At 59.8% G+C, this 13,452-nt stretch carries 13 protein-coding genes and 1 tRNA gene; 7 read left to right on the plus strand and 7 right to left on the minus strand.

Features of this window, described 5'->3' with window-relative positions; translation table 11 throughout:
• The first annotated feature begins 50 nt into the window (after positions 1-50).
• Positions 51-995: a lipoyl synthase gene (gene lipA, locus RAK1035_RS13925; protein ID WP_008282227.1), complete on the plus strand. Its 945-nt coding sequence runs from the start codon at positions 51-53 to the stop codon at positions 993-995.
• 95 nt (positions 996-1,090) lie between these two features.
• Here the strand turns inward: lipA and RAK1035_RS13930 are convergent, their stop codons facing one another.
• Entirely contained in the window at positions 1,091-1,660 is a 570-nt protein-coding gene (locus RAK1035_RS13930; protein WP_008282228.1) for a YcbK family protein, read from the minus strand.
• 381 nt (positions 1,661-2,041) lie between these two features.
• Here RAK1035_RS13930 and RAK1035_RS13935 point away from each other — a divergent pair, with 381 nt between their 5' ends.
• From RAK1035_RS13935 to RAK1035_RS13945, 3 genes are all read left to right on the plus strand, one after another.
• Positions 2,042-3,610, plus strand: coding sequence for a L,D-transpeptidase family protein (locus RAK1035_RS13935; RefSeq protein ID WP_008282229.1), 1,569 nt, complete (start codon positions 2,042-2,044; stop codon positions 3,608-3,610).
• Between the two features lie 219 nt (positions 3,611-3,829).
• A complete protein-coding gene (locus RAK1035_RS13940) occupies positions 3,830-4,090 on the plus strand; it encodes an acyl carrier protein (protein WP_037298430.1) in 261 nt (86 codons plus the stop codon).
• The gene (locus tag RAK1035_RS13945) at positions 4,087-5,298 is read left to right on the plus strand and encodes a beta-ketoacyl-[acyl-carrier-protein] synthase family protein (RefSeq protein WP_008282231.1); all 1,212 of its coding nucleotides are present in this window, start codon (positions 4,087-4,089) and stop codon (positions 5,296-5,298) included. Before RAK1035_RS13940 ends, RAK1035_RS13945 begins: the two co-directional genes overlap by 4 nt.
• A gap of 59 nt (positions 5,299-5,357) precedes the next feature.
• Here the strand turns inward: RAK1035_RS13945 and RAK1035_RS13950 are convergent, their stop codons facing one another.
• Positions 5,358-5,984: an invasion associated locus B family protein gene (locus tag RAK1035_RS13950; protein WP_232279233.1), complete on the minus strand. Its 627-nt coding sequence runs from the start codon at positions 5,982-5,984 to the stop codon at positions 5,358-5,360.
• A 413-nt stretch (positions 5,985-6,397) separates the two neighbouring features.
• Between RAK1035_RS13950 and RAK1035_RS13955 the strand changes: the two genes are divergently transcribed.
• Positions 6,398-7,957, plus strand: a complete 1,560-nt coding sequence (locus RAK1035_RS13955) for a helicase HerA-like domain-containing protein (RefSeq protein WP_008282233.1) — start codon at positions 6,398-6,400, stop codon at positions 7,955-7,957.
• Positions 7,958-7,967: 10 nt separating this feature from the next.
• Here RAK1035_RS13955 and RAK1035_RS13960 read toward each other — a convergent pair whose 3' ends face one another.
• Together RAK1035_RS13960 and rocF are read right to left on the minus strand one after the other, a co-directional pair.
• Positions 7,968-9,020, minus strand: coding sequence for an ornithine cyclodeaminase (locus RAK1035_RS13960; protein ID WP_008282234.1), 1,053 nt, complete (start codon positions 9,018-9,020; stop codon positions 7,968-7,970).
• Positions 9,021-9,030: 10 nt separating this feature from the next.
• Positions 9,031-9,960, minus strand: coding sequence for an arginase (rocF, locus tag RAK1035_RS13965; RefSeq protein ID WP_008282235.1), 930 nt, complete (start codon positions 9,958-9,960; stop codon positions 9,031-9,033).
• 118 nt (positions 9,961-10,078) lie between these two features.
• On the opposite strand from rocF, the gene RAK1035_RS13970 reads away from it, so the two are divergent.
• A complete protein-coding gene (locus tag RAK1035_RS13970; RefSeq protein ID WP_008282236.1) occupies positions 10,079-10,507 on the plus strand; it encodes an Lrp/AsnC family transcriptional regulator in 429 nt (142 codons plus the stop codon).
• An 8-nt stretch (positions 10,508-10,515) separates the two neighbouring features.
• Here the strand turns inward: RAK1035_RS13970 and RAK1035_RS13975 are convergent, their stop codons facing one another.
• Positions 10,516-10,980, minus strand: a complete 465-nt coding sequence (locus tag RAK1035_RS13975) for a disulfide bond formation protein B (protein WP_008282237.1) — start codon at positions 10,978-10,980, stop codon at positions 10,516-10,518.
• On the minus strand, positions 10,980-11,558 hold the full coding sequence (locus RAK1035_RS13980; protein ID WP_008282238.1) for a YqaA family protein: 579 nt from the start codon (positions 11,556-11,558) through the stop codon (positions 10,980-10,982). The genes RAK1035_RS13975 and RAK1035_RS13980 overlap by 1 nt, the downstream gene beginning before the upstream one ends.
• Positions 11,559-11,702: 144 nt before the next feature.
• On the opposite strand from RAK1035_RS13980, the gene RAK1035_RS13985 reads away from it, so the two are divergent.
• A tRNA-Leu gene (locus RAK1035_RS13985) sits at positions 11,703-11,788 on the plus strand.
• A gap of 52 nt (positions 11,789-11,840) precedes the next feature.
• Here the strand turns inward: RAK1035_RS13985 and RAK1035_RS13990 are convergent.
• Positions 11,841-13,433, minus strand: coding sequence for an FMN-binding glutamate synthase family protein (locus RAK1035_RS13990; protein WP_008282239.1), 1,593 nt, complete (start codon positions 13,431-13,433; stop codon positions 11,841-11,843).
• Between the last annotated feature and the right edge of the window lie 19 nt (positions 13,434-13,452).

Genomic DNA, 13,452 nt, shown 5'->3' on the forward strand with positions numbered 1-13,452 from the left:
TATGATTTATACTATCCAAGCCTTACCAAATCATTCGCGGGGAAAAATTCGTGCGCGATCTCAAACTGCCGGACCAACGTCATCCTGAAAAGGCGCATCGCCCCGATAACGCCCAACCACGCAAGCCTGACTGGATTCGGGTCAAGGCCCCGACGAGCAAGGCCTATTTCGAAACCCATCGGATCATGCGCGAGCACAAGCTGGTAACGGTCTGTGAAGAGGCGGGTTGCCCGAATGCCGGCGAATGCTGGAGCCAGGGACACGCGACCATGATGATCATGGGCGAGATTTGCACGCGCGGCTGCACCTTTTGCAACGTGGCCACCGGCAAGCCGCAAACCCTTGATGCGTTCGAGCCGGGGCGCGTGGCTGATGCTGTGTCCAAGCTGGGCTTGAAGCATGTGGTTGTGACGAGCGTGGATCGCGATGATCTGTCGGATGGCGGGGCTGAGCATTTTGCGCAGACCATTCGCGCCATTCGCCACCGGGCACCCGGAACCACGATCGAGATTTTGACGCCGGATTTCCTGCATTGCGAGGATGGTGCGCTGGAAACCGTGGTGGCGGCCAAGCCGGATGTGTTCAATCATAACCTTGAAACTGTGCCCGGACTCTATCCCACCGTGCGCCCCGGCGCGCGGTATTTCCATTCCCTGCGGCTTTTGCAGCGGGTCAAGGAACTTGATCCGACGATGTTCACAAAATCGGGCATTATGGTGGGCTTGGGCGAGGATCGGCAGGCCGTGCATCAGGTGATGGATGATATGCGCGCCGCCGGAATAGATTTCCTGACTATTGGCCAATACTTGCAACCCACGCCGAAACATCACGCGGTTGATCGTTTTGTGCATCCTGATGAGTTCGCAGCCTATGAAAAGGCGGCCTATGGCAAGGGCTTTTTGATGGTCTCTGCCAGCCCGCTGACGCGGTCCAGCTATCATGCGGGCGATGATTTCGCGCGGTTGCAGGCGGCACGGAATGCAAAATTCGCCTGATCGTGCCTTGGGTGCGCTTTGACAGGTCATGATGTAAAGAAAAACCGGCCAATGGGCCGGTTTTTTGGTTTCTTGGTACTGTGAGTGATTGAGGGTTAACGCCCCCAGGTCCGCACCGGGCCGCAATCCATATGTACGAAGTTGCTGCCGGAATAGCGCCCAACGCCACCGCCGCCACAGGCCACGCCGGCACGGTAAATCTGGCTGACAGAGCGGCTTCCAAGACGCAGGTCGGCGGCCTCGCCGACCATGTGAAGGGAATTGCGGGCAACACCATTGGAGCGGCTGCGCAGCATCGCGTTGGTCTGGGCGCTTCGGTAGCCGCTCAAAAGCGTGTAGGGCTCGGATACGTCGAGCAGGTTATGGCTGGCGGCCATGATGTCGATGGTGCGAATATCAATGTTTTTCACCTGATTGGTACGCCAGTCGCGCATAAACAACGATATCTCGCGCACGGCTTCCTTGAGGTAATCGCCTTCGATCCAATAGATTGTGTCGAGCCGTTCACCGGTGCGCGGCGAAACAAGACGAATGCGGCGGATATCGCCAGCACCGCGTAGAAAGCCAGCTGCATTGGAAAATGTCGGGGCTGCTGCCACAGCTGTTGCCGCGAACGCAAGCAATACGCCACGCCGCGAGATGCCAGTTGAACTGATTTCTGTCATTGTTTCAATCGCCTGTCCCGTAGCCTACCTGTTGTTGCTGTCCCGCAACATTCTCAATCATCCCCAGATGTGCGGAATTTATGGCACAGCGGGAATCAATGACCAAGCCCTGATTTGCTGTGTCGTTCAATATTCAAGTCCTTTCGGCGGGATTTCGCGCATAATTTTCCTGATGTGGCCAGAATACGCATCCGCCGCTGCATTTTCGTCGCAGTCATGCGCTTGTCGTCGAAACTGACACGGAATCCTTAGTAAAAAATTGAGAACGATGGGAAATCCCGCATATAGTTTCTCAAAGCGACCCCGTGACTTAGAGGTAAAAGAATGATTTTGGCGTCTTGCCACCCGCGCTCTCGCGATTTGCTCCGAATTGTCCCGGTCATGCTGACCGCCGCACTTGTTCTGTTTGCATGGATCATGCCAGCCGCGGCGCAAGAGGCGGCGTTTCGGCAAGCGGTGGCCGAGGCCGCAGCCGAGGATCGTGACCTTGCGGCCTTTTATCAGGATCAGAGCTATCGTCCGGTCTGGACCGGTGCGGGGGCCGAGCATCTCGCGCGCCGTCAGGCCTTGGTTCAGGTGCTGGCGCGGGCCGGGGTGCATGGCCTGCCTGCGGAGCGTTATGATCTTGACGGGTTGATTGCGTCGATGACCGCCGCGCGGTCACAGCGCGATCTGGGGCAGGTAGAGGTCGCACTCAGCCGCACCTATCTGCGCTATGCGCATGATGTGCAATCTGGGGTTTTGGTGCCCTCAAAGGTTATTGGTGACATCAAGCGTGAGGTTGTGCGGCAGGAATCTGGCGCGCTCTTGAATGAGATTCTTGCAAAAGAACCTAGCCGTGTGATGCGGAACCTTGCGCCGCGAAGCAATGAATACGCGCGCCTCCTCAAACAAAAACTGCGGCTAGAGCAGTTGGTCGCAGAAGGCGGATGGGGGGCTGCGGTTTCTGCTGAAAAGCTGCGGCCCGGCGACAGCGGCCCGGCTGTAATCGCCCTGCGCAACCGGCTGATTGCAATGGGCTATCTGGATCGGAGTGCGGCGCAGACCTATGATATGAGGCTGCAACAGGCGGTTCAGGCCTTTCAAGGGGATCACGGGCTTGAGACCGACGGCATTGCGGGGTCGACGACGCTTGCGGCGGTGAATACCCCTGCGACAGAGCGGCTCAAATCGGTGATTGTCGCGATGGAGCGGGAGCGCTGGCTAAGCGAGGAGCGCGGACAGCGCCACATACTTGTTAACCTGACCGATTTCAGCGCGCGCATTCTCGACAATGACTCGGTGACCTTTGCAACCAGAGCCGTGATTGGCAAGAATGACCAGAACCGCCGGAGCCCCGAATTCTCGGATGAGATGGAGTATATGGTCATCAATCCGACATGGCATGTGCCCTATTCGATCGCAGTCAACGAATACCTGCCGCAGATGCAGCGCAATCCGGGTGCGGCGTCGCATCTCAAGCTTTACAATCGCAATGGCCGCGAGGTGAGCCGGGGGGCGGTCAATTTCGGCGCGTATAATGCGCGCAATTTCCCTTTTGCGATCAAGCAACCACCGTCAGAGCGCAACGCGCTTGGGCTGGTCAAGTTCATGTTCCCCAACAAGTACAATATCTACCTGCACGACACGCCGCAAAAAGCGCTGTTCGATCTGGAGAAGCGCGATTTCAGCCATGGCTGTATCCGCCTGCATCAACCGTTCGATTTCGCCTATGCGCTCTTGGGGCGGCAGGAAAGCGATCCCAAGGCCTTCTTTCATTCCGTGCTGGGCACAGGGCGCGAAACCTATGTGCAACTGGAGCAGCATGTGCCGGTGCATATCATCTATCGCACGGCCTTTACCCAAGCACAGGGGCGTCCGCAGTATCGTGGCGATGTCTACGGGCGCGATGCGCGGATCTGGGAAGCGCTGGAAAAGGCCGGGGTGTCATTGGATACGCCACGGGGCTGAGATTTGAGTTTTTCGTCGGTTCAGGGCCCGTGCCGCGAGGTGCGGGCCTTTTGCCATGCGCCTGCCTGTGATAGCGCAGGGTTTCAGGTGCGGCACACTGCGCGGCTGTCTTGAAAAGATTGTCTGCGCGCGGGACCGATCTTAAATAAACTGTTACCAAACCGACGCAGAAGACCAGCATCCGCCCGGCCCCCGGGCGTCAGAATGAAAGACCTTGCCATGAGCACCATTCAGGACCGTGTCATCGCCATCATCGCCGAACAGGCCGTGCTCGAACCTGCGGATGTCACTCTTGACAGCACGCCCGAAGATCTGGGTATCGACAGTCTCGGATTGGTCGAGAGTATCTTTGCCATCGAAGAGGCGTTTGACATTTCCGTGCCCTTCAACGCCAACAACCCGTCAGAGAGCGATTTCGACATTTCCACTGTGCGTTCGATCATCGCCGGCATCGAGCGGCTGGTGGCCGCGCAGTCGTGAAACGGGTGGTCATTACTGGCGCGGGCACGATCAACGCGCTTGGGGCCGATGTGCCCAGCACGCTTGAGGCGATGCGCGAAGGGCGTTGCGGCATTTCCGATCTGGAATTTCAGGACGTCGAGCGGTTGTCGATTCGCATTGGTGGCCAGGTCAAGAACTACGATCCCGAGGCGCAGTTCAACCGTCAGCAACTGGCGCTCTATGACCGGTTTACCCAATTCACACTGATCGCGGCGCGGCAGGCCATGGCGCAGGCCGGGTTGGAGTTTTCGGGCGAGTTGGCCGCGCGGGCGGGCGTGATTCTTGGCAATTCAGGCGGGGGCATGACCACGCTCGACGAGAATTACCGCTCTGTCTACGAAGAGGGCAAGAACCGGGTGCATCCCTTTGTCGTGCCCAAGCTGATGAATAACGCCGCTGCTTCGCATCTGTCGATGGAATTCAATCTCAAGGGGCCGACCTTTACCGTCTCGACCGCTTGCGCGTCGTCCAATCACGCGATGGCGCAGGCATTTCAGATGGTGCATGGCGGCATTACCCCGGTGATGGTCACGGGGGGATCTGAATCGATGCTGTGTTTTGGCGGCGTCAAGGCGTGGGAGGGGTTGCGGGTCATGAGCCGGGATGCCTGCCGCCCATTCTCGGCCAATCGCAACGGTATGGTTCAGGGCGAGGGGGCCGCGATTTTCGTCTTTGAAGAGATGGAGCATGCCAAAAGGCGCGGAGCCGAGATTTTGGCCGAGGTCGCAGGCTTTGCCATGACGTCGGATGCCTCCGACATTGTCATGCCCTCCAAACAGGGGGCCGCACGTGCCATCACCGGCGCGCTCAATGATGCGCGGATCAACCGCGAAGAGGTGGGCTATATCAACGCGCATGGCACTGGCACTGCGGCGAATGATAAGACCGAGAGTGCGGCGGTGGCGGATGTGTTCGGGCATCACGCGGATCGTCTGATGATTTCCTCGACCAAATCCATGCATGCGCATCTGATCGGTGGAACTGGCGCGGTCGAGCTTTTGGCCTGTATCATGGCGCTGCGCGACGGGATCATTGCGCCCACAATCGGCTATGAGGAACCGGACCCGGAATGCGCACTGGACGTGGTGCCGAACGTGGCGCGCGAGGCGCGAGTGAATGTGGCGCTGAGCAATGCCTTTGCCTTTGGTGGGCTCAACGCTGTGCTGGCGCTCAAGCGCTTTGCCTGAGGTTGGAACGCAAAACGCCGCCCCATAGGGCGGCGTTGGCATTAGGAGTGATACTTTAATTACTGCTGAAGAATTGAGGCTTCTTCGAAGGCAGCGGTAAAGCCCTTGAGCGAGGCGTCAATCTTTACCTTTTGATCCGGCGCCTGAGCCGGGACAATTTCAAGCGTCACCTTCACGCCGCGCTTCATCGTGTCGATGTCCTGTTGCGTCAGACCGATGCGCGCGAAACAGCCCGCCATGGTGCAGAACGAATAGGCATAACTCTTGGCATTGGCGCCATCGACCGAGAGCTTGATTTCTTCGGTCAAAAGCGTGCCCAGAGGGGCAGCAATCGTGGCGCCTGCGATCACCGGACCACCTTCGGGCAGGCGGTAAATGGTGAATTCCGCCACCGGATTCCCGGCGCTCTCGGTCATCAGCTGATACATCTGGCAGAGGTCTTCTTGCCCTTCCACCCCGGTGCGAAAGCATTTGATCTGCCAATCGTCATGGGTGGATTTGATATAGGACGGATCCTCTTGCACAGGGCGTCCGGTGTCGAGACCGATCGCCGGGGTCTCGGCGTCCGGTTCTGCGGCCTCTACCGGGGCTTCGGGGGCCGGCTGTGTTGCTTCCTGTGCGCTGAGGGCTCCGCCCATTGCGAGAAGCGCCACAATCGAAAGGCTTGTAAGGAGTCTAGGCATCATTTCCCCATATCGGTCTATGTTTCCGCCGCGCTTTAGCATGGTGTGCCGGGAGAGTCAGGATGAAATACGTCGCAATGTCGCGTCGCCAGCAGCTTTACGCCATCTTGTAATACGCTGTGATTATGAGGTCAGCAAAAAAGAAAGAGGCCTTTCGGCCTCTTCCTACGTTTCTCCCCGTCGGACTGGCCGACTTAGTTATTGAAACGGACGCTAGGACAGATGCGCGCACCCGTCAACAGGGAAGGTCGCAAAATCGCGAAAAAAGGCCGCACCCGAGGGGCGCGGCCAGTCTGACAGGGAGGAAGTCACCCGCAACCAGAGGACAATCGGTTCCGGGCATGAATTCAGACTGGCATGAAAGGGTTAATTAAGTATGGTCAGCCCGTGACCTTTTCTGGATAGGGGGTGTTGGGGTGCAGACTTCGATTTTCGTGGGCGGCGGCGGTGCGGATTATTCCGAGCCTCAGGAACTCTTGCTCAAATACGGCAATCGGCATGGTCTTGTCGCGGGGGCCACAGGCACCGGCAAGACGGTGACGTTGCAAGTATTGGCCGAGGGGTTCTCGGATGCGGGCGTGCCTGTGATCCTGTCGGACATCAAGGGCGATGTATCGGGCATGGCCGTCGCAGGCAGCCCCGAAAACAAGCTGCACGGACCCTTCACCGAGCGTGCCCAGAAAATTGGCTTTGACGCCTTTCGCTATGATACTTTTCCGGTGATTTTTTGGGATCTCTTTGGCGAGCAAGGGCACCCGGTGCGCACCACGCTGGCCGAGATGGGGCCGCTCTTGCTGTCGCGGCTGATGGGGCTTTCGGATGCACAAGAGGGTGTGCTCAACATCGCGTTTCGCGTGTCGGATGAAGAGGGGCTGCCGCTACTCGACCTCAAGGATCTGCAAGCGCTGCTGACATGGGTGGGCCAGAACAGCGCCGATCTGTCGCTGCGCTATGGCAATGTGGGTGTATCCTCGGTCGGGGCCATTCAACGTGCGCTCTTGGTGCTGGAAAATCAGGGGGGCGCGCATTTCTTTGGCGAGCCAGCCTTGGCGCTAGAGGATTTGATGCGCGTAACGCCCGAGGGGCGTGGCTATGTCAATATCCTTGCCGCCGACCGGCTGATCAATTCGCCGCGCCTCTATGCGACTTTCCTCTTGTGGCTTTTGAGCGAGCTCTTTGAGACACTCCCCGAAGTGGGCGATGTCGATAAACCCAAGCTGGTGTTCTTCTTTGACGAGGCGCATTTGCTGTTTGAGGATGCGCCCAAGGCTCTGGTCGACAAGGTCGAGCAGGTGGCGCGCCTGATCCGGTCCAAGGGGGTTGGTGTTTATTTCATCACTCAGAACCCGGATGACGTGCCCGAGGATATTCTGGGCCAGCTTGGCAACCGGTTTCAGCACGCGCTGCGCGCCTTTACCGCGCGGGATCAAAAGGCGCTGAGCCGCGCCGCCGAGACCTATCGCCCCAATCCGCGCTTTGACACGGTAGAGGCGATCCGGGATGTGGGCGTGGGCGAGGCGGTGACGTCGATGCTGCAAAACAAAGGTGTGCCGGGGGTGGTTGAACGCACGCTTGTACGCCCGCCCGCGACACAGCTTGGCCCTTGCGATGCGGCCACCCGGCGCGCGGTCATCGCAGGCTCGCCCGTTGCGGGGAAATACGAGACGGCGATTGATCGGCAGTCCGCTCATGAGATTTTGGCCGCCCGCGCCGCCGCTGCGGCGAAAGAGGCCGAAGACGCCGAGGCCAAGAGTGCCGCAGAGGCCGCCGCCGAAGAGGCCGAAGCCGAGCGCGCCCGCGAATTCAAAGCGGCACGGCGGTATTCAGGTGGGGCCACCTCGGGGCAGAGCCGCCGCGCGCGCGAACCCGAGGGCTTTGGCGACGCGCTTGCCTCAGCCGTGATGAAGGAATTGACCGGCACCACGGGCCGCCGCATCGTGCGTGGCATCTTGGGCGGGCTGTTTAAAGGGCGTTAAACGGGGGCGGCTATGGGGTGCTCGCACGTTGCAGCATCCCGAACAGGTCGCGGGGATCGTCCGGGTCGGCCAATAGGTCGAGATCAAGGAAAAGGTCGGTGCCCGCGATATGGTCGCGGACATAGCGAAGGGCCGAAAAATCCTCGATGGCAAAGCCCACGCTGTCAAAAAGCGTAATTTCATCAGCGTGGCTGCGCCCCTTGGCGGTGCCGTTGATCACCTGCCACATCTCGGTCACGGGGTGATCGGGCGAAAGTTGCTGTATTTCGCCCTCAATCCGGGTTTGCTCGGGATATTCTACAAAGATGGTCGAGCGCTGAAGCACGCCGGGTGCCAGCTCTGTCTTGCCCGGGCAATCGCCACCGATGGCGTTGATATGCACGCCGGCCCCAACCATGTTGTCGCTCAGGATCGTCGCATATTGCTTGTCCGCTGTGCAGGTGGTGATGATCTGCGCGCCTTCCATGCTTTCCTCGGGGGTGGAGCAACTGACCACCTCCAGCCCCAGACCGCGCAGATTGCGGGCGGCCTTGGCGGTTGCGGCGGGGTCAATGTCGTAGAGGCGCACGGATTTGAGGTCACAAATCGCCTTCATCGCCAGCGTTTGAAACTCTGATTGCGCGCCATTGCCGATCATCGCCATCGTGTGTGCGCCTTTGGGGGCAAGATACTTGGCCACCATCGCCGAGGTGGCCGCCGTGCGCAGCGCCGTGAGCACGGTCATTTCGGACAAGAGCACAGGATAGCCGTTCCCCACATTCGCCAAGAGGCCAAAGGCGGTGACGGTTTGCAACCCCTGACGGGTATTCTTGGGGTGGCCGTTGACATATTTGAAGCCATAAACCTCGCCATCCGAAGTGGGCATGAGCTCGATCACGCCTTCCTCGGAATGGCTGGCGATGCGCGGGGTCTTGTCGAACAGCTCCCACCGGCGGAAATCGGCCTCGATATAGTCGGCCAGCCCGCGCAACATCGGCTCGATCCCGATGTGATGCACCAGTTTCATCATGTTATCGACAGATACAAAAGGCACCAGCGCCTTGTGGGAGGGGGCAAGCGTCATCTTTGGGTCCTCAGCTATAGGCCTGGGTGGGGCGATCAAACACGCGGCGGCCAAGGGCAGAGGCCGCGAGATCGACCATCACCTGCGCGGTGCGCCCGCGTTCATCTAGAAAAGGGTTCAGTTCCACCAGATCGAGCGAGGTCATAAGACCACTGTCGCAGATCATTTCCATCGTCAGATGCGCCTCGCGGATCGTGACGCCGCCGGGCACGGTCGTGCCCACGGCGGGGGCAAAGAGCGGGTCGATGAAATCGACATCAAGGCTGACATGCAGCGCGCCACCCGCAGCGGCCACGCGATCCAGAAAGGCGGCAAGAGGGCGGGAAATCCCCTGTTCGTCGATCACGCGCATATCGTGATAGCGGATGCGGCTGGATTGCAGCGCCTCGCGTTCCGCACGGTCTACGGACCGCAGGCCGAGAATGCAGATGTTTTCTTCGGGCACCGGATTGGCAACCTCTGGAAAGCCGTGAAATCCGGCGCGGCCCGTGACATAGCCGAGCGGCGTGCCGTGCAGATTGCCCGACGCAGTGGTTTGCGGTGTGTGAAAATCGCTATGGGCATCAAGCCAGAGCACGAATTGCGGGCGCCTCATGGCAGCGGCATGATTGGCCACGCCTGCGACGGACCCAAGCGAAAGGCTGTGGTCGCCCCCCAAAAAGATCGGCAGCCCCTCTTGCATGGCTTCCTCTGCGGCCTGCATCAAGGTTGCCGTCCAGCCGGCCGTTTCGGCAGGCGCGTGCAGATGCGCGGGCAGGGCGGGATCGACCGTCGCCGGGGCAGGGCAGAGATTGCCAAGGTCGCGCAAGCCATGCCCAAGATCGCCAAGCGCCTCTGCCAAGCCGGCGGTACGATAGGCGTCAGGGCCCATCAGACAGCCGCGCCTGTCCTTGCCGCTATCAACCGGGGCACCGATCAGAAGGATGGTTTGTGGGGTCATCAGAGGCTCTCACGTTTGCGCTTTGGGATCAGGATGCCGCCGAATTGAGTTGAAATGAAGCGGCTATTTTGCGCAAATAGGGTAGTATTTGTGCAAATTGGATCAAGGAAGCTGCGAAATGGACGATGCCGATCAGAGGTTGTTTTCCATGCTGCGGCATGATGCGCGCGCCTCTCTGTCAGATCTGGCGATCGGGCTTGGCATGTCGCGCACCACGGTGCGGGCGCGGATTGAGCGGTTGCGGGCAAGTGGCGCGATTGTTGGCTTTACCGTGGTGTTGCGCGGGGACGCGGCCCGTGATCCGGTGCGGGGCCTCATGATGCTGGGGATTGAAGGGCGCGGCACAGACCGGATATTGCGCCAACTCAACGGTCTGAGCGCCGTGCGCGCGACCCATACCACCAATGGCCGGTGGGATGTGATTGTCGAGATTGGGACCGAAACGCTTGAAGAGCTGGACAAGGTGCTGGCGCAGATCCGGCGGTTCGAGGGGATAGCGCAATCCGAGACGAGCCTGTTGCTCAACACGTGGAAATCGGGGGCCTAAGCAATGGTTCAGCGCTTGCGCAATGCCATCAGCCAGAGTGTGGCAAGGCCCAGAGAGGCCAGCATGTTCCAACTGGCCATCGACAGGCCCAGCATCTCCCATGGCACCTGATCGCAGCGCACAAGGGGCGCCGCCATGATCTGTTCAAAGAGTGCGTCGGCGCTGATCCCATCCGTGCCGGACGACGAGCAACTGGTCGGACCTTGCCACCAGCCACGCTCGACCCCGGTGTGATATCCGCCGATACCGGCCGTGGTGAGCGCAGCCAAAAGACCCCCGAGGCAGAGCAGGCGGGGCAGGGCGACGAGCGCAGCAGCGCCAAAGGCTATCGCGATTACATGTGGCCAACGCTGCCAGATGCAGAGCTTGCAGGGGGCCATGCCGCCCAAGTGCTGAAACCCGAGCGCCCCCAGCATCAGCGCGGCAGAACCGCCCGCCGCAAGGAGGATGAGATGTTTCTGGCTCAGCTGCATCAAAAGAACCTCGTTGCGTAAAAGCCACCAAAAAGCAGAACTACGAAGACGATGGTTACAAGCCCGAGACGGCGTTCGATGAAATCGCGCACCGAGGGCCCGTATTTCCAGAGCAATGCCGCAACAAGAAAGAACCGGATGCCGCGCGCCAGAATGGAGCTGGCGATGAACACCCCCAGCGGCATGGCCGTCCAGCCCGACATGATGGTGATGACCTTGTAGGGAAAGGGCGTGATGCCAGCGGTCAGCACCGCCCAGAACCCGAAATCGTTGAACCTTGTGCTGAATTCGGTCATTGCGTCGCCCTTGCCAAGGGCTGCGAGGATGGGTTGGCCAATTTCCTGAAACGCAAAGGCCCCAATGGCATAGCCCAGCAACCCACCGAGAACCGAAGATACAAGCGCCACAAGCGCGATCAACCACGCCCGCGAAGGCCGCGCGAGGATCATCGGGATCATCAAAACATCTGGGGGAATCGGAAACACCGAGCTTTCGACAAAGGACACCGCGGCCAGAACCCAAAGCGCATGGCGATGGTCGGCCATTCGGATCGTCCAGTCATAAAGGGCGCGGATCATTGCGGGTCTCTTACGTTGCCTGACGCGAGACACCACGCCCGATGGCTGGGGTCAAGTCTCGAGCGCGGCCACATACAAATTCCGCCACAATACGCCGTTTCGGCACTGGACGTCGGTCGCGTGCTTGGCTAGAGAAAGAACAGTGCCCAAGTGGCGGAACGGTAGACGCAGCGGATTCAAAATCCGCCGCCTTTACGGGTGTGTGGGTTCGAATCCCACCTTGGGCACCATTTGTTTTCCTCTGATCAGAACCGGCTTATCCCGGTTCTTCGCGGTCCTTGGTCAGGGGGCGAAGGCGAATGTGTCTGGGCGGGCGTGATCCCAGTATTTGGCAAAGGCGGGATGGCTGACATGACCGCCGAGCAATTCGCCGGGTTCGAGCCAGAGATACTGGCTTGCGGCGGAACGCACTTCGCGGCTGTTGACGCGGATCATCAGGTGATGTGGCGTGAATTCCTGTGGTCGCTGAAGGCCAGAGGATTCCACCGCTTCCTTGAGGGCGAAGAGCGTGTTGCGGTGATAACTGGCCACGCGCAGATGCTTTTCCGCAACCACGATCGCGCGGTAACGGCCGGGATCCTGCGAGGTGACGCCAGTTGGGCATTTGCCCGAGTGACAGACTTGCGCCTGAATGCAGCCAACCGCGAACATGAAACCGCGCGCGATATTGCAGCCATCGGCACCAAGGGCGAACATGCGGCACATATCGAAGGCGCTGATAATCTTGCCCGAGGCAATCAGGCGAACGCGGTCGCGCAGCCCCATGCCAACGAGGCTGTTATGCACAAGCATGAGCCCCTCGCGGATGGGGGCACCTTTGTGATCGGCGAATTCCACCGGGGCCGCGCCGGTGCCGCCTTCGGCCCCGTCGATGGTGATGAAATCTGGCGTGATGCCGGTTTCATGAAAGGCTTTGACCATGGCGAACACCTCCCACGGGTGACCCACGCAGAGTTTGAGCCCCACAGGTTTCCCGCCCGAGAGATGCCGCAGGCGGGCGATAAAGCGGCAAAGGCCATCGGGCGAGGAAAATTCAGAATGGGCGGCAGGGCTGATGCAATCCTGACCCACCAGAACGCCGCGCGCCTCTGCAATCGCCTCTGTCACCTTTGCGCCGGGCAGGATGCCGCCGTGTCCGGGCTTGGCCCCTTGGCTGAGCTTAATCTCAATCATCTTGACCTGAGGGTCAGAGGCATTGGTGACGAACATCTCTGGGTCAAATGCGCCTGTGGCGGTGCGGCAGCCAAAATAGCCTGATCCGATCTGCCAGATCAGATCGCCACCGTGTTTGCGATGAAACCGCGAGATCGAGCCTTCGCCGGTGGTATGGGCAAAGCCGCCCAGTTTTGCGCCCCAGTTCAGCGCCTCAATCGCCGTTGGCGACAGCGCGCCATAGGACATGCCCGAAATGTTGAGCGCAGAACTGTCGTAGGGCTGTGTGCAGTCCGGGCCACCGATGGGCTGGCGAAATGCGATGTCACCCAGGTGGCTTGGCGAAATGGAGTGATTGATCCACTCATGCCCGACGGCATTGACATTGCGCAACGTGCCAAAAGGGCGCAAGCCCTCGATCCCCTTGGACCTGCGATAGACAAGCGCGCGCTGTTCGCGCGAAAAGGGGGTCTCGTCATGATCACTTTCGAGGAAGTATTGCCGTATCTCGGGGCGGAAATGTTCAAAGAGAAATCGCAGACGGGCAGAGAGCGGATAGTTTTTGAGAACTGCGCGCTTGCTTTGGTAAACATCGTAGAGCCCGATGGTTGCGGCCAAGCCCGCAAGCCCCGCCAGCATCCCGCCCCAGAATGGCAGCCAAATGGCAATCGCCCCACCAATGGGCACGAGCAGAATACTGATCAACCATGGAATATAACGCATGCGATCCTCCCTTTTGCTC

Source organism: Roseovarius sp. AK1035 (assembly GCF_003288315.1).
In the GTDB taxonomy this organism is placed as follows: domain Bacteria; phylum Pseudomonadota; class Alphaproteobacteria; order Rhodobacterales; family Rhodobacteraceae; genus Roseovarius; species Roseovarius mucosus_A.